This is a genomic window from Vibrio celticus (assembly GCF_024347335.1).
Taxonomy (GTDB): Bacteria; Pseudomonadota; Gammaproteobacteria; order Enterobacterales; family Vibrionaceae; genus Vibrio; species Vibrio celticus.
Window position 1 is genome coordinate 1,535,720 of record NZ_AP025463.1, and the last position, 24,891, is coordinate 1,560,610.

Here is a 24,891-nt window from a genome sequence, read left to right on the forward strand (position 1 = left end):
CTAAATCAACGTACCCAGAATAAGCGTTTTTAAAAACTATGTTAGATACCCAATACTCGCAGTATATCCAACACCGAATTGACCAAAAAACCAAGCCACTCGGTGCCCTTGGTTTACTCGAAAAAGTCGCACATCAACTGGCATTGATTCAGAGCCAAGGCAAAGAAGCTGCGGTCGAACACATTGAATTGAACAAGCCAAGTATCATCATTTTTGCTGGCGACCATGGCATTGCTGACGAAGGCGTGAGTATTGCCCCAAGTGCCGTCACACAACAGATGGTGTTGAATTTCTTAAGCGGTGGCGCGGCGATCAATTGTTTCTGTGCGGTGAATAACATCGATATCACGGTAGTCGACACGGGGATATTGTTGCCTGTTGAATCAGACAGTGACATGTTGATCTCTCAGCGTTTGGGTACGCGAACCAATAACTTTGCCAATGAGGCGGCAATGAGTTTAGAAACGGTTGAACGTGGGATTGAACTGGGTACAGAGCTTGTATCTAGAACCATTTCGAATGGCACCAATATCATCATGTTTGGTGAAATGGGTATCGGAAATACCAGCAGCGCATCAGCGATCTTAAGTGCATTAGCGAATCGTGCTGCAGCGGAGTGTGTTGGCCTAGGCACTGGCATCAACAATGAACAGCTTGCACGTAAAGTGGCTGTGGTTGAGCAAGGTGTCGCGCGTTGCAAAGGCTTGGAGCTTAAAGAAGTTAAAGGGATCAAAGAGGTACTCGCACAAGTAGGCGGCTATGAAATCGTTCAAATGGTGGGAGGCTTCCTTGGTGCTTACCAGAACAAAACACCAGTATTAGTCGATGGCTTTATCGTGTCGGTTGCGGCGTATGTCGCGACTTTAATTGAACCAAACTGCCGAGACTATATGATCTTCGCACATCGCTCTGAAGAGTCGGGGCACAAAATTCTGTTAGAACTGCTCGACGCTGAGCCACTGCTCGATCTTGGATTGAGATTAGGCGAGGGCACAGGTGCTGCGCTAGCTATGCCAATTATTCGTGCGGCAGCCGAGTTTTATAACAACATGGCGAGCTTCGAAAGTGCCGGAGTCACGGTTTAATGAGTGATTTACCAGAAATATCGTTGAAAGATCGAGTCACCCATCAGTGGCAGCTGTTTGCACTGGCGATGGGCTTCTTTTCTCGCTTGCCAATGCCAAAGAACACGCCCTATTCATCGGAGCGAATGAACCGTTCTGGTCGCTACTTTTCATCGGTTGGTTTGTTAATTGGTGTTCTATGTGGCGGTGTGTTTTTGCTACTTGATACGGTACTGCCGAGTGCAGTGGCGATTTTCTTGATGATGAGTTTTAGCCTGATGCTCACAGGTGCATTCCATGAAGATGGTTTGACTGATATGGCGGATGGCATTGGTGGCGGCATGACTCTAGAACGCCGCTTGACCATCATGAAAGACAGTCGAATCGGTACTTATGGCGCGTCTGCACTGGTTATGGCTTTGCTTGGCAAGTGGGTGTTGTTGAATGAGCTGGTCAACATGACGGCTCTGTTTATGGTTATCGTGACCAGTTATACCTTTAGCCGCGCGATTGCTGCATCGCTAATTTACGACATGCCTTATGTCAGCGATTTAGATACCAGTAAAAGTAAACCATTGGCCAACAAGCAAACCAAAGGTGAACTTACCTTCTTATTGCTGGTAGGCGTGCTGCCTAGCCTGTGGTTTGGTCTTGAATTCGCTTTGGTTTTATCTGTCGTCGCCTATTTGTTCAGAACAGGTTTCAAAAAGTGGTTAACGGCTCGTATTGGTGGCTTTACTGGTGACTGCTTGGGGGCGGCTCAACAGTTAATGGAGCTGCTGACTTACCTTGTATTCATTACTGCATTTTACAATGGCTTTCTATAACGGCTTCCTATGACCAACACGAATCAAACTTTTCAAGCTAATCAAATTAATCAAGCAAGTCAGCGAAACAGCCATTTGGTATTGGGTGGAGCTCGTTCTGGCAAGTCGAGTTTTGCAGAGCAACAAGCATTATGTGCGCTTGAAGCATGTTCAAATGGACGCCTTAACTATATTGCAACGGCCACTTATTTGGACGACGAAATGCGAGAACGAATCGCGCACCATCAACAACGTCGTGGTGAGCAGTGGATTGAGCATGAAGTGCCTGTCGAATTAGCTGAAGCACTGCAGTCTTTTGAGAAAGAAGATGTGGTATTGATTGACTGCCTAACCTTGTGGCTGAACAACATGATATTTGAACTGGGTGACGATGCAACCAATGAACAGGTTGAAGCCGTGGTTGAAGTATTGGTCAAAAGCGTCGAGCAAAGCCCGGCGCAAATTATCATGGTGTCTAACGAAGTCGGTTTAGGTGTAGTGCCTTTGGGTAAAGTATCGCGTTTGTTTGTAGACAATGCAGGGCGAATGAACCAAGCGCTAGCTCGCGTCGTTGAACGCGTCACGCTGGTCGCTGCCGGATTGCCGCTGCACTTAAAACCATCTAATCACTTGCTTGATAATCAAGGCTAGGTCGCACATATGGTCAATGGAACAACCAAAAACATCTATCTACTAAGACATGGCAAAGTCGACGGAAAATCGGCACTCAATGGTTTATCTGATGTGCTGGTCAACCCTGAGCTTCAAGAACAGATATGTGAGGCGCTTGCGACACAAGGCATTACCTTTGATAGCGTGGTTACCTCGCCATTAAAACGATGCGGTGATCTAGCAAACTTGTATGCAGAGCGTATGTCAGTGCCTTTATCAGTTGCACCAGACTTTCAGGAAATGAACTTCGGTGAAGTTGATGGTGTCCCATTTGATGAACTTGAAGACAAGTGGGGAATGTTAGAAACCTTTTGGCAAGATCCTGCTAATCATCAATTAACTGGCGCAGAAAGTTTAAAGGGCTTCCACGACAGAGTAACTCAAGCTTGGTCGCAACTTTTGAATGATCCAAGTGACAATATATTGTTGGTTACTCATGGTGGTGTGATTCGCATATTGTTAGCGCACTGCCTTGATATTGATTGGAAAAATCCGAGTTTGTACTCGAAGTTATCGATAGAAAACGCATCGATAACGCATATTCAAATCACTCAGTTTGCGCAGAGTTTTATCAGCGTTAAATCAATAGGGCTACCTGTTCTCTGAGTGTTAAAAATACACGGTTTTAAGAATTAACAATCTATTAGAACTGTAAATAGAAACAGAAATATAAATAGAAGTATAAAGCGGCGTTCACAGCCGCTATACCTGATTGGTATTACTACCTACGTGAAAGGAATTTAGTCATGACAACACCAAGTTGGGATCTAAGTATTGCTTATAGCGATCTTAATGATGCAAAAATCGAACAGGACATTGAACTCATTCAGCAGTGCATTGAGCTGTTGAACCTACACGTTGAAAAGCGTCATATCATTCTAGCGATGCAAAACGCGATTCAGACTTCAGAAGCGGCAGGCACGCTACTAAGCACGATCAACACTTTCGCGAATTGTCACGCATCGGTCGATGCGACACACACAGAAGCTAAAGCACTGCTTGGTCGAGTTGCGAAGCTGAACTCTGAAATGTCTCAAGCGTTCAGCCCTTACGAAGACACGTTAATTCACGCAGAACCAGAATTTATTGATGCAGTATTAGAGCATGAGAGTGCGGACGTAGCAGGCCAACGTTTTGCGATTGAAAGCTCTCGCAAGTTATCAAGCAGCCGACTCAGTGTTGCCGAAGAGCAATTGTTAGCGGCGATGAAGGTTGATGGCCGTGACGGATGGGGTCGTTTATACGATAACCTAACCGGTTCTTTAAAACTGTCGCTAAAGCTGGACGGTGAAGAGGAAGCCCTAGGCTTTTCACAAGCCGCGAGCCTGTTGTACGGTAGCGAATTCGACAAACAAGAACCAGCATGGCGCGCGGTTCAAGGCGCAATGAAAACGCATCAAGAGTCTTTTGCTTCGATTCTAAATGCATTGGCGGGTTGGCGACTGACTGAAAACAAAAAGCGCTCGAAGATTAGCGATGTGCATTTCCTAGATCCAAGCCTACACGGCAGCCGCATTGTGCCAGAAACGCTAGACACCATGATGTCGGTAGCAAAAGCAAATCGAGCTGTTGGTCAGAAAGCGGGTTTGTTGATGGCAAGAGTTCACGGTCTCGATGAAATGAAGCCTTGGAATCATTTAGCTGCGATGCCACCGCTGGGTGACGCTGAATCTAAGGTTTACCCATTTGATGAAGCGATCGAAGTGATCAAAACTGCGTTCGCAGAAGTAAATCCAGAGATGGCTGATTTCGTCACTTTGATGGTTGAGAACGGTTGGATTGATGCCGCACCAGCTGCCAACAAACGTTTAGGCGCGTACTGCACCAAGTTTGCTGCGACACGCACACCGCTTGTGTTCATGACATGGAGCGGTAGCCGCTCAGATTTAATGACATTGGCACACGAGCTAGGCCACGCGTTCCACAACTGGGTGATGAAAGACATGCCGTTGTGTCAAACACGCTACCCAATGACGCTAGCAGAAACCGCTTCAATTTTTGCAGAGAACATCGTTCGAGACCATTTGTTAAAACAAGCACAAACACGTAATGAGAAACTTGAAATGCTGTGGGAAGAGCTTTCTTCTTCTTTGGCATTAATGGTGAACATTCCCGTTCGTTTTGAGTTTGAAAAAGCCTTCTACGAGCAGCGTGAAAAAGGCGAGCTAACGGCTCAGCAGCTGTGTGACTTGATGGAAACGACTTGGAAAGAGTGGTACGGCGATGCAATGACAGAAGCCGACCCTTACTTCTGGGCGAGCAAGCTGCACTTCAGTATCTCTCAAGTAAGCTTCTACAACTACCCATACTTGTTTGGTTACCTATTCAGCAAAGGTGTTTATGCTCAGCGAGATGCGAAAGGCGAGCAATTTTACGGCGATTACGTGTCGTTGCTTCGTGATACAGGCAGCATGATGGCGGAAGAAGTCGTTCAAAAGCACCTTGGTATGGATCTGACTCAAGCTGATTTTTGGCAACAAAGCATCGACATGGTCAAAGTTCAAATCGATGAATTTGAAAGATTGCTCGATCAGGAAGATTAATTGATCTCAATCTGTTCATGGCAGGTAAGAGCTGTGTTAGCTTACGTGGCTCTTATCTTGCTGAGATGACCTGAGACAACCAAAAGCTGCTTTAAATAGAGAAAGTTATTTGGAACAGATGTCGGTTAGTAAAATCAGCAGGTAATACAAAAATATATGGGTAGTATTTGTGAGTGATAACGGAGTTTCTATTGATAAGTGCGATCCTAGCAACACAATTTCTATGTACAATTTATTAACATACGGCCGTGCAATTAAGGAGTAGCGCATGACGAAGACCCTCTTTCGCCAATCATTTCTTTTTGACAGCCTAGATCTTGAGCAAGAAGTGGTTGCAGGACAGACCGTACTGAGTAACGGTGTTCAAATTAAGCTTCATCAACGCGGTGTATTGGAAGTGATTCCCGCAGAGTACAATTCTGAAACCAAGAATATCATCTTTTCAACAGGTGTTCATGGCGACGAAACTTCACCAATGGAGCTGATTGATAAGCTCATTGAGGATATTGAAACAGGCTTCCAAGTAGTGACAGCAAGATGTTTATTCATCATTGCTCACCCGGAAGCAACCAACGCGCATACTCGTTTTCTTGATGTGAATATGAACCGTCTGTTTGATGAAAAACAGCACGAAAGCAACCGAGAAGTGGATATCGCGAAGAACCTTAAGTACTTGGTGACTGAGTTTTACAAAGAAACGGTACCTGCCACTCGTTGGCACTTAGATCTGCACTGTGCGATCCGTTTGTCTAAGCATTACTCTTTCGCCGTAAGCCCTAAGGTTCGCCACGAAGTTCGCAGCAAAGCTTTGTTCGACTTCATCAACAGTGCTCACGTTGAAGCTGTGTTGTTATCGAATGCGCCAACGAGCACTTTCAGTTGGTACAGCGCTGAAAACTTCGAAGCCCAAGCACTGACAATGGAGCTAGGGCAGGTAGCAAGAATTGGTGAGAACCAACTTGATAAGCTAACTGCTTTCGATTTGGCAATGCGCAATCTGATTGCTGAAATAGAACCAGAGCATTTGCCGAAGAAAACCATAACATATCGCGTAAGCCGAACCATTGTTCGTTTGCACGATGACTTTGATTTCATGTTCTCTGATGACGTTGAGAACTTTACGGCATTTAAGCACGGTGAAGTGTTTGGTCATGATGGTGATAAGCCATTGATGGCGAAGAATGAAAACGAAGCGGTGGTATTCCCAAATCGTAACGTGGCTATCGGTCAACGAGCGGCCTTAATGGTGTGCGAAGTTGAAACACGATTCGACCACGGCCAGCTTGTGTACGATTAATACCTAGTCGAACTAGAACGACCAAAACAACCGCTCAACTGGTTGAAATATCAAGGTTCACATTACGGTGTGAGCCTTGAGTTTATTTAGGGATACAGGTAAGGTTACGCGAACAATTTCAAAGTAGCTTGATATGGATTTCCAACAACTTCTTCACCAAAAACAGCGCAAATGGACCCGAGCCATTTATCTGATGGCAGCACTGCTTGTCGCGCTGAGTGCGATTTACCTAATGGTTGGCGATCTTTTCATTTCCCCTCTGGACACATTGTCCACGCTAGAACAAAAACTACTAATTGATTTACGCTTACCTCGATTATTAGCAGCGATCGCGATCGGGGCAGGGTTAGCCGTATCTGGCGCAAGCTTACAAGTCTTATTGGGCAACGTATTAGCAGAGCCAGGTGTGCTCGGCATTTCTGGTGGCGCAAGTTTGGCGATGGTTATCGTACTGTTCTTCTTACCGTTTGCTCCTACACCAGAACTGTTCATGATTGCCGCCGTTTTAGGCTCACTCTGTTTTACCGTGATTCTAGTGAGCATGGTAAAAACGATGCGACTCACCACGGCTAAATTACTGCTGGTGGGTGTCGCGTTAGGTATTCTTTCTGGTGCGATGGTGACATGGGCGTTCTATTTTAGTGATGACTTAAGCCTACGCTTGTTGATGTATTGGCTGATGGGCAGCTTAGGTGGCGTGACTTGGTATCAACACTCGCTCACGTTAGTGATGATCCCCGTGATTATTTGGCTGTGTCTACAAGGTAGCAAGCTAGACAAGCTGATGATTGGCGAAACGCATGCCGCGCAACTGGGTGTGAACGTTCCGAGATTACGTTGGCGTCTAATTTTCGCTGTGTCTATTTTAGTCGGCTGCGCGGTAGCTTTAGGTGGCGTGATCAGCTTTGTTGGCTTGGTTGTGCCACACTTATTGCGTTTAGCGATTGGTACTGATAACAAATACCTTCTTCCTTTGTCTGCCGTTGCTGGCGCTGCGTTGTTGGTGTTTGCTGATATTTGCGCGCGTACATTACTCGATTCTGCAGAATTACCTTTGGGTGTGATGACCACAAGTATCGGTGCGCCTATCTTCATTTGGATGTTAATTAAAAATCATGATTCAAATTAAGAGCCTGAGCGTCGGTGCTCGTTTATTACCACTCTCATTCGAGCTCAAGCAAGGGCAGGTGACTCATGTTATCGGCCCGAATGGCAGCGGTAAAAGTACCTTACTCGAAGCGATATCTGGCATTGGTGATGGCTATAAAGGTGATATAAAGTTCGACGGGCAGGATTTGTCACAACTGTCGCTACAAGATTTATCATTACATCGTGCTTATTTATGCCAAAGCGCAAGGCCAGCCTTCAACTTGGAAGTATTCCAATACCTTGCGTTGTCATTGCCAAGTTCATCGCATGGCCTTGAGGCTGAAATCAACGCAGCTTTGGAAGAAATCAGCCAGATGCTAGACATTGCAGACAAACTTCATCGTTCAATTCAGACACTGTCTGGTGGTGAATGGCAACGCGTTCGTTTGGCGGGCATGTGTCTGCAAATTTGGCCGACACTTAACCCCTACGCGAAGCTGCTGATCCTTGATGAACCTGCCGCTCCGCTGGATATTGCTCAAGAAGCCTTGTTGTACAAGCTCATTGAACGAGTGGCAGAGAAGGGCATCGCTGTGATCATGGCTAACCATGATTTGAACAGAACACTAAGACATGCAGACCAAGTGTTGCTGCTTGATAAAGGCGTACTTCAAGCATCAGGCACAGCTGCAGAAGTGCTTACCCCTGAGCAGCTAGAGTCCGTGTTTAACACCCAAGTCAAAAGTATCTCAGTCGACAATCAAACTTATTTGTTGTTTGGTTAAAAGACTAATTGGTTAAGCTGCTCATTGGGTTTAAGGCGAGTTAGTAAAGGACGCAAATATGTTTAGATACATCCAAAGACGAAGAATCAAAAAGGTGATTAAGTCATTGTCTGCAAAGATGGTGAAGAGTTACGGAAGCCGTGATTTCTTTTCGATTGGACAGGTTGAAACAAGTTCTCGTGAGTTGAGTAAACGCCAACAACAGATTGCTTTAGCCTTGTTTGCGGATCCACAAGATCTTGCTGTTGAATTAGCTCCATCTATTCAGTTGCTGCGTAATGATGTGTCCAATGACTTCTTCGGCGGAGAAGACTACACAGCGCGAGATGTACTTAATTTATTGGGTGGCGGCGGTTGGAAGGGCGGTCGTATGGACGACGACATGTCACATCGCATGGGCATGCATAGCCGCTATTAAGGTCTTCTCATTATTTTACTAAGTACATCTTCAAAAAATCGGCTTAATCATTAGGCCGCTTTTTTATTCACTTTGAATATTGTTTCCTCAATCAACACAGAATACTGAGATCCAATAATTCGAAGCAACATCATCTATCTACAATGCATTTGTTTGAGTTGTGTGATGCTGATTCCTATCAATATAAAACCCGCTGTTATTGATAAAATTGACGTATATATTTTTCGTTGTTCTTCAAACAAAAACTATAAACCCTCGAACTGCAATATTGATTGGTAAGTGACCAGTTAATGTTGTGCGCAGAGTAAAATAATAGAGAGTGGGAAAGTGACAACAATAAATAATAATATACTAAAAGTAGCAGTAGGTATGGCTATGCTATCGAGTGTGCCGTCAGTGGCAAATGCTCATGGTTGGTCTGAATTTCCAAGTGCACGTCAGAACACGTGTTACGAGCAAGGCGGGGTTTGGTCAGGTACACCACCTAACGCTGCATGTGCTCAAGCGAAAGATATTTCTGGCTCTTACCCGTTCGTTCAACGTAACGAGTACGCGAGAAATATTCAAGATTTCAACAACATCAATGCTGTGAAAGCGGCGATTCCTGATGGCACATTGTGTTATGCCAATGATTCGCAAAAACGTGGCATGGGTGCACCTCATACTGGTTGGACTCGCACCGAGCTAAGCACTGGTACATTTGAATATGTATTCAACGCGACTGCACCACACAACCCGTCATTCTGGGAGTTCTATCTAACAAAACCAAACGCAGACCTGAGCAAAGGCCTAGCGTGGGGTGATTTAGATCTTATCCAAGAAGTTGGGAATGTTCCGGTAAGTGGTGGCAAATACCGTATCAACGTAACGATTCCTTCAGACCGCTCTGGCGACGCAATCTTATACGTACGTTGGCAACGTGACGATGCAGCAGGAGAAGGCTTCTACAACTGTTCAGACATCACAATCGCGGGTGGTACAACTCCTCCACCAGAGCCGGGTCCTGAGCCTGATCTAGTCCGTGGCGACTTGTTTGTTTCTGACCAGTTTGGTACGCCAGAAGTTGGTGATACGGTTAAATACGACATCATCAACAAGTACGGTGAAGTAGCGCGTAGCTTCGACATCGTTATCGACGCTTCAAACGTTAACGATTGGGCTCGTTTGTTGGCTTCAGAAATTAACGGTTGGCATGAAGAGTTCAAAGATGGCGCGATCTTCATTGGTGACTGGCACGCTGAAATGCAGCACTACATGTATTTCCAAAACGATCCTTCACGTAACTTCTTCAACTCAAAGGATAGCCGTGCTTCTGGTCAGTTGACGTTGATTGATGGTGGCGACGGTGGTGTTGAGCCATTGAAAGGCGACATCTACGAGCTAGTGAAGAGTGACAACGTAGTGAATGCTGGCGACAAGGTTGTGATTGCAACAAATGAAGCGGCGACATTAACTCAAACTCAAGGTTCTGCTGTAAGCATCCAAAATAACGGCACTGCGTCAGTTGTCGTAGATACGGCTGGTATTGTAGCTAATGAAACTTTGTCATTCATGGCTAGTTCTATTGAAAGTGACAGTGTTGAAACCTTCACTTTTGAAGTAATTGCCGATGACGGTGGTGTAACACCAGACCCAGATCCAACGCCGGATCCTGATCCGACTCCAGACCCAGACAATGGCACGTGGGACTCATCAGCGACTTACCTTGGTGGCGAAGTCGTGACTTACTCGAACCAGTCATGGAAAGCGCAATGGTGGGTTCAAGGTGGTACAAACCCTAAAGCGACCTACGAAAATGATCAATGGGGCGTTTGGCGTCCAGTGAACTAGTCGCAACGCTTGAACTCGTTTGTTCGTTTTGACTAACCAATGGAATTAATAATCATGACACCACGCTTACATATGAGTGTGGTGTTTTTTTTGTTAAAGGAAGTAATCCCTCTAATGAAATAGGTTTGATTATGCTTAAGTCAGTTTGCTATGAGGTGGGGCACAGGTTTTAGGTCTGTCTTTGTTACCTCTTAGATATGGAGCTCTTCGCTTTTATCATCAAAACAACACTCGTATTGATCCGGAGCGGTAAAATAGGCTTCGTCGTTGTTAGCGTAGGTGGGAATCGCAGAAAACAAAACGATACTGATCGCTGCAGCGATATTAATCACTTTGTTACGTTGAGAAGTAATTTTCATAGTAGTGCCCTCGAAAGGTGGGCAAATCCATCTGCCTATGAGAATTGAATCTGAGATATTTAGAAGTCGTAAGACAAACCAAGTGTGATGATGCTGTCGTTGTCGATTGAGCCAATTAGATTGTCGCCAACTTGTAGGTTACCCTCGTTGGTGTTGAAGTAGGTGTATTTCACGTAGGGCGTCCAGTCGTCGATGCTTTTAGAGAGAACGACTTCGTGCTCATTGGTACGGTAGTCACCTTGATGAAAATAGATATTGTCACCGTCATGGGTAAACCCGCCATTGGATCCATCACTGTTTTCGTGAGTGTATTGGTAAGCTAAATCCCAACCGGCGAGTGAGTACCCCGCACCGGCGATGAACTTATTGGTGTTAATCGCGGTGTCGCTTACATTTTCGAGTACTTGCCCTGACTGTTTATATCCCAATCCACTGAATACATTGAAGTTGTCGTTCACTTGATAATCAATAATACCTTCGATTAATAACTCTTCACCGTTGTCCCATTTACCGAGTTCACCGTATAGGTTGAACGTGAAAGACTCGCTGATGTGAAAGTCGTGGCCGTAACCCGCTGCCAGCCAACCCTGGTCATCAAAACCTATATAGACTTGTCCATTTTCTGAGGTATCGATTAATGCGCCAGCTTCTGTGGTGTAGACACCGTTATCAGCAGCATTAGAGGCAACGTTTTGTTCGATGTAAACTTGAGTCGAAGTCGCAAACGCTGCGCTGCTGAGTAATGAAAGTGGTAGTGCAATAAGGCTAAGTTTGTTCATGGATTCTCCAGTGTCGTTCTATTGAATTAACTTGCTGGAGAGTATGTGATTAAACTGAATTTATATTAATAGGGTTAACTTTAGTTAAAACCTCAGTTTCATTTATGTTTTCTTAATGCCGATTTGATTGCTTCGCGAGTTTTGATGTGTTGCTCGTCGTTAGCATAACGGCGGTGATAGAGCATTCGAAACGTGAGCGGTTTTAATTTGATGGGGATAGGGTGAACGCGTAAGCCAAGCGCAGGTGCGAGCATTTCTGCAAAAGAACGAGTAGATGCGGCGATATAATCCGTCGTGCTTGCCAAAATCAGCATGCTTGAAATTGAGCTGGTTTCAATTCTGACTTTTCTCGGCTCGATATCGCTCTCTGATAAAAACTCGACTGTGTTCATGTTGGCACGTTTGATCTTGAGCGCAATATGCTCCTCTTGGAAATACTCTTCTTTACTTAGTGTCTCACCAATTCGAGGGTGGTTGATTCGAGTCAAACACACGGGTTCCTCATCGACGATGGTTTCTTCAATCAATGAGTGTTTCTTACTCGAAAGTACATCAATGACGATATCCACTTTTTGTGCAGTAAGCGCATCAAACAGTTCTTCCTCTTCAAGCGGCGCTTCCGTAAAGCTTACGCCTTCAACCTGGCTAACGAAATGAAGCAAGCTCTCTGTGCAATAGACTTTAAGGTCATTCTTTTGCTGCTCAACCGTTCCAATGATGTTCAATGGGTCTTCTATCTTATTAGCGAGTGATACCGCTGCTCCAGTGGGCGCGATACCTCGTCCTTCTCTCACAAATAAAGCCTTGCCCACGACCCCTTCGAGTCTCTTAATCGCCGCGCTTACCGCGGGTTGAGAAATATCGAGCTGCTCTGATGCCACGGTGATAGAGCTGTGTTTGTAAACGGCCAAAAATGTCGTCAGTAGATTAAGGTCCAAATTCAGTTCCCTCTATTCTTATTGCCACTCATCCAAATCATGGTGGAGTCGTTATTAACTCATAAATGAAATGGAGGTTTTAAGTAAAGTTTACACTATATATCAAGGCTCTGTTTATTAATAAACTTGTTTGCATCGGAGTGAGGAAGGAACTTCATTCATTTACTAAATACTCAGACCGATAGGTGAAACTATGAGAACTTTCGCAAAATTATCAATCATCTCTACAGCAATGATCATCACGACAACCGCTTTTGCTGCTGACCCAATGATGCAATACAACACCAAGCAGACTAACTCTGATATTCAAAAACTCGAGAAATTTGAATATCACGAGGGTGAAACCCTTGAAGAGTATCTGAGCACTCAACCTAAGGGGAACTTGTACTCTTCAGAAGAAGAAGTGCTTTCTGTGTTAATGGGTGGTGTAAACAATGGTGACTATCGCAAAGAAACCAATTCAGGTTGGAAAGAAGGCCTGATGTTTGAGGGTATTGCACCTTATGGCGATCACATGGTGTCGGGCGCAAACTGGTTCCCACGCACTGAAGAAGTTCAACCGGATGAAATGCGTGTCACGTTCATGGGGACATCACCAATGATTCGCCCGGGGCAAGCAAACACCTCGATATACGTCGAATTGGGTAACGGCTCTAACTTTGTCTTTGATTTAGGTGAAGGGTCAATTGCGAACTACGTAGCGGCGGGTGTCGCGATGAATGAACTCGACCATATCTTCATTACTCACTTACACGTAGACCATTACGGCTCGTTACCTTACCTGTATCAATTTGGTGGTTGGAATGGTCGCTGGGAAAAGCCGCTTAACATTTATGGTCCGAGTGGTGCGACTCCAGAATATGGCACTCGTCATATGATTGAAGGCATGCAGCAAATGTTGAACTGGCACACCGATGCATTTGATGTGTTCCCATCAGGCAACGACATTGTGGTACACGAGTTTGATTTCCGCGACGACGGTGGCGTTATCTATGACCAAGACAATGTCGAAGTCATTCACTGGCGACGCAGTCACGCAAAAGATGGCGCGTCTGGTTACCGCTTGAATTGGACTCAAGATGACGGTCGAGTGCTTTCGTTTGTTTGGACAGGAGACGGTCGCCCAACCGAGTTGGATTTGAAATATGCGAAAGGTGCAGACTTGTTCATTACTGAGCTGCAAACCGAAACGTTTGGCGTGTCTTCGATTATTCAAGGTGTGCCGCCATTCTTAGCACGTTACACCGTTGATACTCACCATACACCAGCGTACGCGGCGGGTTATGTGGCGAATGAAGTACAACCGCGCTTGTTCATGACAACGCACATGACATTCGACCCATATCTCAATGAGGAAACCGTTGCAGAGGTTCGCCACCATTGGCAAGGGCCTTACCACTTCGGTGCGCCAGATGGCATTGTCGTTAACATGACTAAAGATAATGCGTGGGTTCGTGAAGGTATTTTACCTGATTTCCCGAATGCGAGAGCGCCACAATTTGATATGGCAGATGGGTCTGATTTTAGAATTCCATTACCGAAAAATAGCCGTGAAGACATACAAGAACAAGAGATTCGTGATTTAGAGCTGGATCCGAAACTGTACTACCCAGAAGGCTACCATCCAGAGCTGTTAACTGAGTGGCCAGTCGACCGTGACATCGTGATCCCAGCTGAACAAGTACCAGAAGCAATGAAGCAAGGTATGAACACCAAGCAAGAATACATGGATAGAGTACGTGCTCACCACAACCTTGAGCGCAAGTCGGTAAGTCGTCCAACTGAGCCTGGTGAAGGAGCAGGAACCGATAACAAATAGGGCATTTGTAGTAAGGGTTGATGTGCCCTCACATCCTAAGAACTTACGAAACAAACCCATTCTATTACTCAACCATAAAAATCATTGCTAGCAACATCTTTGCTTAGAATATCTGGAGTTCATTATGAAAAAATCAATCTTAGCGGTCGTCATTCTATCTTTAGTGGCAGGTTCTGTTTTCGCTAACGGACAATCAAATGCTCACAACTATCAACCTGGTGCGACGAATAACTCAGAACGTTTAGCGGATATTGATCCTAACTACGAACTGACCTTACCTTCAGAAAAAGAAGGCTACACCATGTATGACAATCAATCCATGTCAGATGGCGGGACCTACACAACGTATGTTAAACCGAATCCTTCCGATGCAATGCATGTCGCCGATGAAGGCTCACTAAAAATAACGCACGGAGAAGGTGGTGTCATTATGACGGAATACACCACAAAGAATGGCCAACACACGTTTTCAGTGATGTGCGGCTACACTTCGGGCCCATCATACTGGGCTGACGGAAAACCAGCGAAGGTGTGTGAAGAGGCGCAAGCACTAGCGGTTGCATTGGAAGCAAAAGGTGAATGGGAGGTGAAGCCAATGACTTACACCATCGCACCAGCAAGAATCGTAGTTGATAAGTGATTTTTGTCTACAGAACGCTCGTTATATCGAGCCTCGTTATCCAATCATATTGATTATTTGTAGTGAGATGAAGAGGGGGCTCAGGCTGAAATATTCCTGACGCTCCCATCCGCTTATCTCACCAGAAGTTAAGGCAAGCAACCAGTCAAATTGTTCTCTCAAATTTAGAAGGTCTATCCATGAATAACACTATTAAATTACTGGCTATCGCATGTGTTTTACTTACTCCAATGCTTGTAGCCGCTGCTGAACATAATCACAGTCACAATCATTTCAACCCTGCACTAGAACAACTTGGCGACGACATTATTGGTCTAACCGTGTGTTACAAAAATGGTCATCTCTCTGATGAAAACCAAGAACCTGCTTTTATGAACCTTATTAATCACGCCAATGTTGAAGGAGAGGAGTTAGGGATGTTCTACATGGACAAATTGGGCTCTAAAGCCGAGCAAATCATGAGTGACGATGAGGCTCGACGTTTATGGACTGAAGATTATTGTGCTGATTTGACTGATACCTATTTGGACTCAGACAAGTTAGCTCAAAGAGCAAATGAACACAAAGGTCATTCCCACGGACACGATCATGGACATCACCATAATCATGACCACCATGGACATGGCGATTTAACGCCAGAGGTGCTTGAGCAAGATATTGAGAGAGGGCGTTTACTCAGTATCAACTAAGCCCAATAAAATAAGTCCATCTAACCTATTGTTAAATATTTACTATTTGATAGTGTGTCTAGGTGCACATTAAGGATGTGTTTCATATTTAGCGATGAAAATAGTAGGAGTTGCGATGAGTATTATAGTGAGACGGTCTGAACCGTCAGATGCAAAGGGAATAAAAGAAGTTTACGAATGCACTAATGCTTATACCGGTACGCTGCAACTCCCAAATCCATCTCTGGAAAGCTGGCAGAAACGAATCTCCAATATACCTGATAACGTGTACTCGTATGTCGCGATGATCGACGATGAGATTGTTGGTAATTTGGGAATGGAAGTGTGTGTAAACCCGAGAAGGCGTCATGTTGCTTCATTCGGTATGGGTGTTAAAGATGATGTATTAGGCAAAGGTGTCGGTAGCCAACTGCTCGCGACCGCGATCGACTTGTGTGATAACTGGATTAACATCAAGCGATTGGAGCTCACTGTCTATACCGATAACGAAAGAGCGATCAGCCTATATAAGAAGTTTGGTTTTGTGATTGAAGGTGAGTCAGCAGGGTTCGCTTTTAGAAATGGCGAATATGTGGCGGCTTATCATATGGCGCGACTGGTATAGCGTTTAGCTACAATTAACATACAGGCACAACTGACACACAGCTGCAATTTACACAGTTAGAATTGACTGACAGATAATAAAACGCCACGTTATTTAAACGTGGCGTTTGCTATTTAAGTTAGCTGAAGCTTTTAACTGCTTCAGTCTTAATCTTATTTAAGCCGTTAGTGGCTCAAGGTTCGCAGGACGGTAGTGTACAGATTTTAGTACTTTACCTTGGCGAACTGTCTTGCCTTCCGATACGAAATCTTCCGCACACTTCGCGATGATGTATTCGCCTTTTTGAACCGCCATCAGCTTGATGTTCTGCTCAGCATAGAAAGCTTCTGTTTCAGCGTATTCAGTTTCGTTGCGACATACTTTGCTCATGTTGCTTGAGTGTACTTCGTCCCAGCAAGGTAAGAAGTCAATTGAGCGGTTTTTAGAAACATTCAATAGCAGGTCGATCAGGTAGCTGATTGCTAGGTTGTCTTCAACCTTAGCTTGGCCAAGGTGAACCAAGCGTCCCATCAAAACATAAACGCTGTCTACAATAGCGTCCGCTTGTTCGATTTTTGAGTCAGCTTCTGCAAGTTCTGTTAGTTCTTCGATCGCTAGAGAGGTATGTAGCGTATCGCCTTTTTCGTCCATTGTTTCAGGAGCAGCAACAGGCAGATCAAAAGTACTGCGGAACTCTTCAATATCGCGGTAAAGGTGATCGTAGATTTCTTGGCTTAGTTGAGAAAGGTTCATTTTCCTATCCATTCTGTTTCGTTAATGGATTATTTTACCAAAGCTAGGAATAGGGTGCTAACGCAAAGTCGAAGAAGTCGACTTTTATTCATTGGACCAATGAGGTATTTTGCATACAAACCAATTGATTATTATGTTTTTTTACACTTTACTCTTCTTAATATACCAAATATTAATGTTGCCATTAACTTCGGCTGCAGTGGGGCCTCATTTATGAACCAAGCCAGTGAAAGCGAAATTGTTATACGTCGCTTGTATCAAATCACCAATGATTACCGGAAGGGCTTCGATATTCAGATCGCTCAGCTGCTTATCATGGGGCTTGAACGCTTCAACCTTGATATCGGTATTTTATCTAAAGTCGAGGGTAATACTTACTTAGTTGAACACTCTGTCACACCTGAAGGGGTAGAGCTCAATAGTGGCGATATCTTCGATTATCGTTCAACCTATTGCGAAATTACCTGTAAATCGATTGGCCCTATCTGCATTGAGCATTGTGGCAAACACGATAAATATGCGAAGCATCCCGCTTACCAGTCTTTTGGTTTGGAGTCTTATATTGGGGTTCCCATTTTTGTTAATGATGAGCTTTATGGCACCTTAAACTTTTCAAGCCCAGCCCCCTATCATCGTGAGTTTAAAGAGTTCGATGTCGACGTGATGAGACTAATGGCATCATGGATCGAAGTGGAGTTGGTTAGAAGGCAGCAAGAACGAAAACTCAAAGAACTGAATGAGAAATTGGAGTATCAAGCTCTGTATGATCCTCTGACCCATTTGCCAAATAGACGTTGCTTGTTCAAAACATTGAATGCAGAAGTGGAGCAGTTAAAAGGGTCTTTAGGAAAGGGAACCTTGGCCGTTGTCGACATCGATTTCTTTAAACAGGTCAATGACACTTATGGCCACCAAATGGGTGATGTTGTCTTAAAGAAAGTGGCGAACGTGCTGAGCAATAACACTCAAGAAGGTGAATTTGTCGCGCGTTTTGGTGGTGAGGAGTTCATTCTTTGGTACCCAAATAAAACACCAAGTTGTGTTGAAGATAAGTTCATGACTCTTTTACAAGAGATGAAGAAAATCACGCTTGATAGAAAGCCAGTCACTATATCAATCGGTGCGTGTCATTTTGAGTTGAGTACAGGGGATACCAAAGGGGAAAGGATGTCGGCGTTAGATAAGCTCATCAAAGTTGCCGATGAATGCCTGTACATTGCGAAACAAAATGGACGAGATCAGTTCATTTCTCGTCCATATCATCAAGAACGCTCAGGAATATGAGCCATCTTGTTAGCGATTAACTGAACGATTAACTGAACAGGTAAGGGAACAGTTGACGACGTTCTTCCGGCGTTAAGGATTCAACTCTCGCGATGTTGGTATCAGGAATCGCTTCAGGATTAGGGTAGTGCTTTAACACCTTTTCCATACTCGCTTCACGAATCAAATGGTAAACCGGGTACGGAGAGCGGTTTGTTAGGTTTTCATCGTCTTCTGGATCCGCACCACCAAAGCAATAGTCTGGGTGGAAGGTTGCCACTTGGTAAACGCCTTCCCAATCTTCTTGCTTGATCAATGCTTCAATCCAATCAATGAACATGTTGTAGTCGAAGAAATCTTGCAGCATGTTAGGTACAACCACCAACGTCGTCTCTAATTCCGCGACTGGCGTGTTATCTAACTCTACAAAATGCGTCATGATGTCTTCCAATAACGCTTCTTCCGTATTCGCTTCACTCACAAAGATCTTAATTTGCTTGTTACGTTGTGGCTTGGCTGCGAATGGACACAGGTTTAGGCCAATAACGACATCGTCTAACCACTGTTTTACTTGGTCGTGGATGGTTTGAAGATCTGTGCTTTGAGTGTTCGACATAACAGGTTCCGAAATGAAATTTTGCGTAGGATATCAGAACGGACGTTAATCAAAAGCAATAATTGAGTTACAAATTCAGTCTTAGTTATGCTTGTGCGAGTTTGGAAGTCGATACTTGTAGCTGTTTCAACTGGTAGACCCAAGCAAATATCGCGACATAGAAGATCGAGCCGCCTGCAATCACGCCATTCCAACCGAATAGTTGCCAGCAATATAGGAGTAAGAAGCCACCTAAACTGCCGCCGATGTAGTAGTGGACTAAGTAAAGTGCCGTTGCTGTCGCTTTGGCGCTCGGTGCTTTTTGACTCACCCAAGAGTAGGCTAGAGTGTGGGCAAAGAACGCACCGCCACTAATCAATAACAAGCCCGCTAACATGAACGGGACTTTATCGACGGCTGAAACTAACATTCCGATTAAGCTAATGCACACGCCCATCAATATACCGTTTAGCGGATCAAAACGAAGTGTCCATTTGTTGGAGAGTTTAGAGCTCACTGTGCCGGCCAAGTAACATAGGAATATCAGTGAAGCTAAACCAACGGGCACCGAGTGAGGTGCGGATACTAGCCTAAAGCCCATTACAGAATACAGGTTAACGAACAAAGCAAAGTTAGCACCCCCAATCAGCATAGCTAACCACAGTGTACGGTTTTTTAAGTGCATCACAACCGAGCGGTTATGGTGAAAGAACAGGCCTTTCTGTGGCTTAAAGTTTTGTTGGTCAGGTAAGCTATATGCAATATAGAGTGCGCCAAGCAAAGAGCCGACCACGAAAAACAAAACTGTCGCATGCCAGTCGAAATAATCCGTAATCAAGCCACCCAATACACGCCCGAAGATACCGCCTAGTGAGTTAGCCGCAATATAACCACCAATCGCGACTGCGAATGCTTTGGGTGATAATTCTTCCACCATGTAGGCAACCGCCACGCCAGCAAAAGCTGCGACAGCGATTCCCATGAATGCTCTTGCAATAACGAGTTGTAGCAGTGTCGTCGTGAACACCATGCTCAACCCAATCAAAGGAATAGCGAACAAACTGAATAGGATAATAGGTTTTCGACCAAAGGTTTCAGAAGCGATTGCCCAAGGTACCAAACTGATGGAAAGCCCCAACGTTGTCGCGGCAAACAGCCAGTTGATCTGAGTTTCCGATACTTGGAAGTGCTCGGCCATGTACGGCAAGATAGGCTGAAAGAGGTAAAGGTTACAGAAAATGATAAACGAGCCAATCGCCAATGATTGGGTGATGCGTTTGTATTGAGGGCTGCCTTTATCAAACATTTACGTTGTGCCTGCACGAGTTAATAAGCTATTTGTGAACAAGTTATCAGCACAATCGTGATTAAAGAAATATATTAAAAATATCACCTCTATATATAAAATATATCAACATGCTTGAATCAAAACCTCTTCGACATTTTCTGGCTGTTGCGCAGTTTGGTAACTTCACTCAGGCCGCCAAAGCGCTGCATATCGCTCAGCCTGCATTGAGTATTTCTATTAAAAAACTCGAACAGACGCTTGAGTTGATTCTGTTTCGTCGAGGAGATAAATCCGTCACCTTAACCGAGGAGGGCAAGGTGTTGTTTGAGCATGCAAAGCGAATCGCCCAGCAGTTTGATGATGCTCAGCTCGCGATGAATGAACTAAAGGGGTTAGAGAAAGGAGAGGTTCGTTTAGGCGCTCCAAGCATGATGGGGAGCTACTTTTTCCCCCAAGTCGTGATGGCATTTAAAAGCCAATACCCAAACCTAAAGTTGACCTTGATTGATGCTGGCACCGCTTCGATTCGTGAAATGTTGTTAAACGGCGAACTCGATATTGGCGTAATCAACCATGAAAACGTGCCTGATGATTTGGAAACTGACCACCTGTTAAGCTCAGAAATGTTAGCGGTCGTTGGCAAAGATCACCCACTCGCAACGCAACCATCCATCACCTTTGAAGAATTTTTTGCTCAAGAGCTGATCATGTTCAAATCAGGCTACTTCCACCGTGATTTTATCGATGCGACTTGTAAGAAGTACAACCTCGATATGACCATCGCCTTCGAAACCAATTTATTGCCGATGATTCTTTCTATCGTGAAGCGAGAGTTTGCCATTACTGCGCTGCTTAGCTTGGTTACAGAATACGAGAAAGACGTAGTAGGAGTGCCATTCAAAGACCGTGTGAAGCTGAACCTATCTTTGGCGTGGAGAAAGGAAGGGTATCTGTCAAAAGCAGACCGAACCTTTATCGACTTCGTTAAACAATATGTGTAACTAGTGACATATTTCCCCTCTAAATAATTGGTATGGAAGTCACGTTTTTCATCGCGATTTGCGATATCAATCACGGTTAATGGCATCAGAATTAACGGTTTCTAATTTACTTGGTATGCATGCCTGTTAAATAATACTAGTACTTTTTGAGTAGATAGTGAGGGACTATGAAGTGTGCATGCAAGGAGCCAATGTTAATACGAATTCGTCGAACGTTTTTCGATAGAGTGTTGGGAGTCAAAGGTAGATACAAGTGCAACAAGTGCAACACCGTATTTAAAATTAGAGGATAGCCGCCTTTATTTAACCTGATTACGTACTAGTTTCAGCTTGATCATTTTCTAGTCATCACTATACTCAGATCATTGGTTTGAGGGGTGTTTATGGCTAGGGCGTGTTGATCTTTGCTGTACATTTCGCGTTCAACAATACATCGGTAGCCACATTAACATGAATGCCAGCGATAACATGCTGGCATAATTCCTTTCTAGCTTGTCATATCTACTTGAAATAGCTCGATAATGCTTAATTCTCCCAAAGGCATTTTCGACCAAGTGACGATACTTGTATAAACACCAATCCATACTGTCTTTGTCTATATCTTGTCCGTAATTGCGTTTAGCAATTACCGTTTCTCCGCCACGTTCCTTAACAAAAATACGGAAAGGTTCGCTGTCATATCCTTTATCACAAACGATGGTATTAACTTCATCGAGTTGCTCAACTAAGCTTTCGGCATGCACTATATCGTGGCGTTGTCCCTCTGATAAATCAAAGCAAATCGGCAGGCCACCACTATCTACGGCTAAGTGAATTTTGGTTGAGTTGCCCCCGCGACTTTTTCCTATTTGCTCTGAACTTTCAGTAGCTGCACCTGTACTATGCTGATGTGCTCTAACTATAGAGCCATCAAGAAATACCCATTCAAAATCAGCCATGTTAGATAAGCTTTTGAAAAGATTATCTAAAATCCCTTTCTTTGACCAAAGATTAAATCGTCTGTAAACGGTACTCCACTCTCCGAACTCAGAGGGTAGATCTCGCCAAGGAATACCTGTTCTCATTCGATAAAGTATTCCTTCAAATGTCATTCGATGTTCAGTTTTATCGTAAATACGACCTGTACTTTTCATAACTTGGAGTAGCAGTTCCCAGCGAATATCAGTTAGCATTGTTCTTGGCATGGTATTGGTTATGGTTTTACTTTTGGCGAAGCAAATTATAACTCTTTACCATGCTGTTCAAAAAACACTCACGAAAGATCAACACGCCCTAGAAATGAGATCCAGTTTCAGAAAGGAGTGTCATTATTTCGCTTCAATAACCTCTATGGAACGGAAGCTCAGTGCTACGATAGGCTTTTTAGCCTCAGATGGCGCAATGGCTTTGTTTGCCCCACTTGTGGTGGCAAAGAGTATTGTCAGTTAAAACGCCATTCCCTATACCAATGTAACACCTGTCATCAACAGACTTCCCTTACTGCTGGAACTATCCTCGATAATACCAAGCTACCGTTGACCAAGTGGTTTCTCGCCATATTTTTGCTTACTCAAGTCAAAAACGGCATATCAGCATTAGAGTTATCTAGGTTGATTGAAGTTTCGTACAACACAGCATGGCGCATGAAGCACAAACTCATGCAAGCAATGAAAGAGAGTGATGATAAACGACAGCTCGATTACATCGTACAACTTGACGATGCCTATTGGGGTGGTAAGAGCAAAGGTGGTAAGCGTGGGCGAGGCTCTGAAAATAAAGTGCCTTTCATAGCAGCCGTAGCTCTGAATGAGGAATACAATCCTGTTTACATGCGAATGACCGTTGTGGAGGGCTTCCGTAAGGGAGAGGTGGAAAAGTGGGCAAAGAAGCACTTAGCTCCCTCGACCCTTGCTATATCAGATGGTCTTTCCTGCTTTGAAGCCCTATCCAATGCCAACGTTTACCACGACCAAGTAATTAAAGATGGCGCTCCCGACCTAGATGAGATTCAAGATCAATATTTTCATTGGGTTGATACAATGATAGGCAATATCAAAAACTCATTGAGAGGTACTTACCATGCAATCAGTAAGAAACACCTCCCAAGATATCTCGGAGAGTTCTGTTTTAGATTTAACTATCGATTTAGACTTGAGGAAGTGTTAGATGAGCTTCTTGGCTCATCGATGACAACGCCACCAATGCCATATCGATTGCTGAAACTTGCAGAATCTAACTGAAGTTAATGCACACCTTCGTATAGTAGTATTGATGCTTCTGAGAATAGATAAACTTTCTTGGACTTACTATCCTTGATTTTCATCGATATACGATACACCTTGCTCTCGCATATCTCATCGTCATATTTGGCGATGCCTTTTTCAGTCTTAATCCATCCATCACTAGATCTTTCGTGCTTAAATTCATCCTCGGATAGCCCCAGTTTTTCCCTCAATACGGTTATGCAGCCTTGAGCAAGTTTTTTTTCGGCTAACTCTGCTTCTTGCTTTAACTTCCGTTTCTCAGCAGCCTCTGCGAAGCTTCTTTCCATAGCTTCTCTTTCTAGTTTACGCTGCGCCTCTTCTCTTTCTTTTAGCTCTTGCGCTGTAGGAAGTGTTATTACAGGTTTATAAGGGATGCGTCCATCAAGGTTCATGTCGTAGCCCTTAACTCCAGCTATATATGAAATGGTCTTCTTGCCTTTGACATCAGTTGTTGTTTCCATATGCTGTCGGGTGCTATCACTAGTTAGATCACACTGAATTCCGTTAAGGTGGGGAATAACTTTAACTCCCGATATACATGGATTGAAGTAAAGGTTAACTCCTTGAAATTCATTAACTCCTGCATCTTCTAGAGAGTTTAAAACTTCCGCTAATTTCTCCAATAACTCTTGCTTTCCAACAGAGCCTTTAAACTTGTATCTCATAGTGTTCCTTATTTAGCTGAAAGTGAGGGGTAATCAGGTTATTTAAAGCGTTAACTTGCTCGGGAAGTAAGTGGGGAGATTATATTATTCTGTGAAAAATGTGTGCTCTCCAATATGGTTAACGAAGAGGAGCTAAGAGATATTAACTGTCTCTAAGTTAATCAATTCGGTAACCCTAGCCCCATGAAGTGTAAGTGCAAAGAACGCAGACTCATTAGAGTCCGCAGAACATCCGTCGATAAAGTCCTTGGTATAAAAGAGAAGTACAGATGCGCTTCTTGCGGCGGTCTTCTTAAAGTGAAAGGGTAGCGCTGAAAAAGCCCTTGGTTGCCGATACTCATAACACAAAGCCCGAACATCCTAGGTTGGACATTCGGGCTTTGTTTGTAGAAATATAAGTCTCTTAGATCACGTTAAGTGTTCTTTGAGTTATACATCTTATCGAAGTTCTTCTGATTCCAACCGACCATCACTTGATCGCCGATCTTAAGCACGGGGATAGAACGAGCACCCATCGCTTGCAATTCTTTACGGCCACGCTGCATCTTTGCATTCGTCAGGCGGTAAACAATTTTCTTAGAGTCTAAATACCTTTGGGCATCTTTACAGTGCGGGCATTTGTCTGCGACGTACAATACAACACGTTTCATTTTTACAATCTCTTTTTGAGTCTAGCTCTTGGTGAATCTCGCTAAAGTGTAACGAATCCTAGGTGATTAGAAAAGTGTGATCAGTTACACTATGCGGCTCAATTTTCAAGACCACAACGTAT

At 44.1% G+C, this 24,891-nt stretch carries 26 protein-coding genes; 17 read left to right on the top strand and 9 right to left on the bottom strand.

Going from position 1 to position 24,891, the window contains the following annotated elements; all coding sequences use genetic code 11:
• Positions 1-38: 38 nt before the first annotated feature.
• The 10 genes from cobT to OCV19_RS07150 all read left to right on the top strand — a co-directional run bounded on the left by cobT (position 39) and on the right by OCV19_RS07150 (position 10,504).
• Positions 39-1,085 (top strand): nicotinate-nucleotide--dimethylbenzimidazole phosphoribosyltransferase, encoded by a 1,047-nt coding sequence (gene cobT, locus OCV19_RS07105; protein ID WP_065677143.1) that lies wholly within the window; start codon positions 39-41, stop codon positions 1,083-1,085.
• A complete protein-coding gene (locus tag OCV19_RS07110) occupies positions 1,085-1,891 on the top strand; it encodes an adenosylcobinamide-GDP ribazoletransferase (protein ID WP_065677144.1) in 807 nt (268 codons plus the stop codon). The genes cobT and OCV19_RS07110 overlap by 1 nt, the downstream gene beginning before the upstream one ends.
• Before the next feature lie 9 nt (positions 1,892-1,900).
• Positions 1,901-2,521, top strand: coding sequence for a bifunctional adenosylcobinamide kinase/adenosylcobinamide-phosphate guanylyltransferase (gene cobU, locus OCV19_RS07115; RefSeq protein WP_065677145.1), 621 nt, complete (start codon positions 1,901-1,903; stop codon positions 2,519-2,521).
• Positions 2,522-2,530: 9 nt separating this feature from the next.
• Positions 2,531-3,148 carry an alpha-ribazole phosphatase family protein gene (cobC, locus tag OCV19_RS07120; protein WP_065677146.1) on the top strand — a complete coding sequence of 206 codons (618 nt, stop codon included), beginning with the start codon at positions 2,531-2,533 and terminating at the stop codon, positions 3,146-3,148.
• Between the two features lie 140 nt (positions 3,149-3,288).
• Positions 3,289-5,085, top strand: a complete 1,797-nt coding sequence (locus OCV19_RS07125) for a M3 family oligoendopeptidase (RefSeq protein WP_065677147.1) — start codon at positions 3,289-3,291, stop codon at positions 5,083-5,085.
• 268 nt (positions 5,086-5,353) lie between these two features.
• Positions 5,354-6,382 (top strand): succinylglutamate desuccinylase, encoded by a 1,029-nt coding sequence (locus OCV19_RS07130; RefSeq protein ID WP_017057427.1) that lies wholly within the window; start codon positions 5,354-5,356, stop codon positions 6,380-6,382.
• A gap of 133 nt (positions 6,383-6,515) precedes the next feature.
• The gene (gene btuC / locus OCV19_RS07135; protein WP_017070911.1) at positions 6,516-7,511 is read left to right on the top strand and encodes a vitamin B12 ABC transporter permease BtuC; all 996 of its coding nucleotides are present in this window, start codon (positions 6,516-6,518) and stop codon (positions 7,509-7,511) included.
• Complete coding sequence (gene btuD / locus OCV19_RS07140; protein ID WP_065677148.1) at positions 7,498-8,256, top strand: vitamin B12 ABC transporter ATP-binding protein BtuD; 759 nt, start codon at positions 7,498-7,500, stop codon at positions 8,254-8,256. The genes btuC and btuD overlap by 14 nt, the downstream gene beginning before the upstream one ends.
• A 58-nt stretch (positions 8,257-8,314) precedes the next feature.
• Positions 8,315-8,674 carry a DUF6559 family protein gene (locus OCV19_RS07145; RefSeq protein ID WP_065677149.1) on the top strand — a complete coding sequence of 120 codons (360 nt, stop codon included), beginning with the start codon at positions 8,315-8,317 and terminating at the stop codon, positions 8,672-8,674.
• Between the two features lie 369 nt (positions 8,675-9,043).
• Entirely contained in the window at positions 9,044-10,504 is a 1,461-nt protein-coding gene (locus tag OCV19_RS07150) for a lytic polysaccharide monooxygenase (RefSeq protein ID WP_065677150.1), read from the top strand.
• A gap of 191 nt (positions 10,505-10,695) precedes the next feature.
• Here OCV19_RS07150 and OCV19_RS07155 read toward each other — a convergent pair whose 3' ends face one another.
• From OCV19_RS07155 to OCV19_RS07165, 3 genes are all read right to left on the bottom strand, one after another.
• The gene (locus tag OCV19_RS07155) at positions 10,696-10,863 is read right to left on the bottom strand and encodes a hypothetical protein (RefSeq protein WP_167352290.1); all 168 of its coding nucleotides are present in this window, start codon (positions 10,861-10,863) and stop codon (positions 10,696-10,698) included.
• Positions 10,864-10,922: 59 nt separating this feature from the next.
• Positions 10,923-11,642: a hypothetical protein gene (locus OCV19_RS07160; protein ID WP_065677151.1), complete on the bottom strand. Its 720-nt coding sequence runs from the start codon at positions 11,640-11,642 to the stop codon at positions 10,923-10,925.
• A 98-nt stretch (positions 11,643-11,740) separates the two neighbouring features.
• A complete protein-coding gene (locus OCV19_RS07165) occupies positions 11,741-12,580 on the bottom strand; it encodes a LysR family transcriptional regulator (protein WP_017078016.1) in 840 nt (279 codons plus the stop codon).
• A gap of 193 nt (positions 12,581-12,773) precedes the next feature.
• Between OCV19_RS07165 and gntH the strand changes: the two genes are divergently transcribed.
• The 4 genes from gntH (at position 12,774) to OCV19_RS07185 (ending at position 16,332) form a co-directional block, all read left to right on the top strand.
• Positions 12,774-14,399 (top strand): guanitoxin biosynthesis MBL fold metallo-hydrolase GntH, encoded by a 1,626-nt coding sequence (gene gntH, locus OCV19_RS07170; protein ID WP_017068281.1) that lies wholly within the window; start codon positions 12,774-12,776, stop codon positions 14,397-14,399.
• 124 nt (positions 14,400-14,523) lie between these two features.
• The gene (locus tag OCV19_RS07175) at positions 14,524-15,039 is read left to right on the top strand and encodes a hypothetical protein (protein ID WP_017083485.1); all 516 of its coding nucleotides are present in this window, start codon (positions 14,524-14,526) and stop codon (positions 15,037-15,039) included.
• 179 nt (positions 15,040-15,218) lie between these two features.
• On the top strand, positions 15,219-15,728 hold the full coding sequence (locus tag OCV19_RS07180; RefSeq protein ID WP_065677152.1) for a hypothetical protein: 510 nt from the start codon (positions 15,219-15,221) through the stop codon (positions 15,726-15,728).
• Positions 15,729-15,843: 115 nt separating this feature from the next.
• On the top strand, positions 15,844-16,332 hold the full coding sequence (locus tag OCV19_RS07185) for a GNAT family N-acetyltransferase (protein WP_065103620.1): 489 nt from the start codon (positions 15,844-15,846) through the stop codon (positions 16,330-16,332).
• A gap of 156 nt (positions 16,333-16,488) precedes the next feature.
• Here OCV19_RS07185 and OCV19_RS07190 read toward each other — a convergent pair whose 3' ends face one another.
• The gene (locus OCV19_RS07190) at positions 16,489-17,064 is read right to left on the bottom strand and encodes a nucleoside triphosphate pyrophosphohydrolase family protein (RefSeq protein WP_017059167.1); all 576 of its coding nucleotides are present in this window, start codon (positions 17,062-17,064) and stop codon (positions 16,489-16,491) included.
• Positions 17,065-17,277: 213 nt separating this feature from the next.
• Between OCV19_RS07190 and OCV19_RS07195 the strand changes: the two genes are divergently transcribed.
• Positions 17,278-18,348, top strand: coding sequence for a sensor domain-containing diguanylate cyclase (locus tag OCV19_RS07195; RefSeq protein WP_065677153.1), 1,071 nt, complete (start codon positions 17,278-17,280; stop codon positions 18,346-18,348).
• Positions 18,349-18,376: 28 nt separating this feature from the next.
• On the opposite strand, the gene OCV19_RS07200 is transcribed toward OCV19_RS07195, so the two are convergent.
• Positions 18,377-18,943, bottom strand: coding sequence for a DUF1415 domain-containing protein (locus OCV19_RS07200; protein ID WP_009846920.1), 567 nt, complete (start codon positions 18,941-18,943; stop codon positions 18,377-18,379).
• Between the two features lie 85 nt (positions 18,944-19,028).
• A complete protein-coding gene (locus OCV19_RS07205) occupies positions 19,029-20,228 on the bottom strand; it encodes an MFS transporter (RefSeq protein ID WP_065677154.1) in 1,200 nt (399 codons plus the stop codon).
• A gap of 110 nt (positions 20,229-20,338) precedes the next feature.
• Here OCV19_RS07205 and OCV19_RS07210 point away from each other — a divergent pair, with 110 nt between their 5' ends.
• Positions 20,339-21,211, top strand: a complete 873-nt coding sequence (locus OCV19_RS07210; RefSeq protein WP_065677155.1) for a LysR family transcriptional regulator — start codon at positions 20,339-20,341, stop codon at positions 21,209-21,211.
• A gap of 422 nt (positions 21,212-21,633) precedes the next feature.
• Here OCV19_RS07210 and OCV19_RS07215 read toward each other — a convergent pair whose 3' ends face one another.
• Positions 21,634-22,395, bottom strand: coding sequence for an IS5 family transposase (locus OCV19_RS07215; RefSeq protein WP_086738309.1), 762 nt, complete (start codon positions 22,393-22,395; stop codon positions 21,634-21,636).
• Positions 22,396-22,494: 99 nt separating this feature from the next.
• Here OCV19_RS07215 and OCV19_RS07220 point away from each other — a divergent pair, with 99 nt between their 5' ends.
• A complete protein-coding gene (locus tag OCV19_RS07220; protein WP_065675578.1) occupies positions 22,495-23,430 on the top strand; it encodes an IS1595 family transposase in 936 nt (311 codons plus the stop codon).
• Between the two features lie 2 nt (positions 23,431-23,432).
• On the opposite strand, the gene OCV19_RS07225 is transcribed toward OCV19_RS07220, so the two are convergent.
• The gene (locus tag OCV19_RS07225) at positions 23,433-24,119 is read right to left on the bottom strand and encodes a hypothetical protein (RefSeq protein WP_065675577.1); all 687 of its coding nucleotides are present in this window, start codon (positions 24,117-24,119) and stop codon (positions 23,433-23,435) included.
• Positions 24,120-24,532: 413 nt separating this feature from the next.
• A complete protein-coding gene (locus tag OCV19_RS07230) occupies positions 24,533-24,769 on the bottom strand; it encodes a glutaredoxin family protein (RefSeq protein WP_016786183.1) in 237 nt (78 codons plus the stop codon).
• Positions 24,770-24,891: the final 122 nt, after the last annotated feature.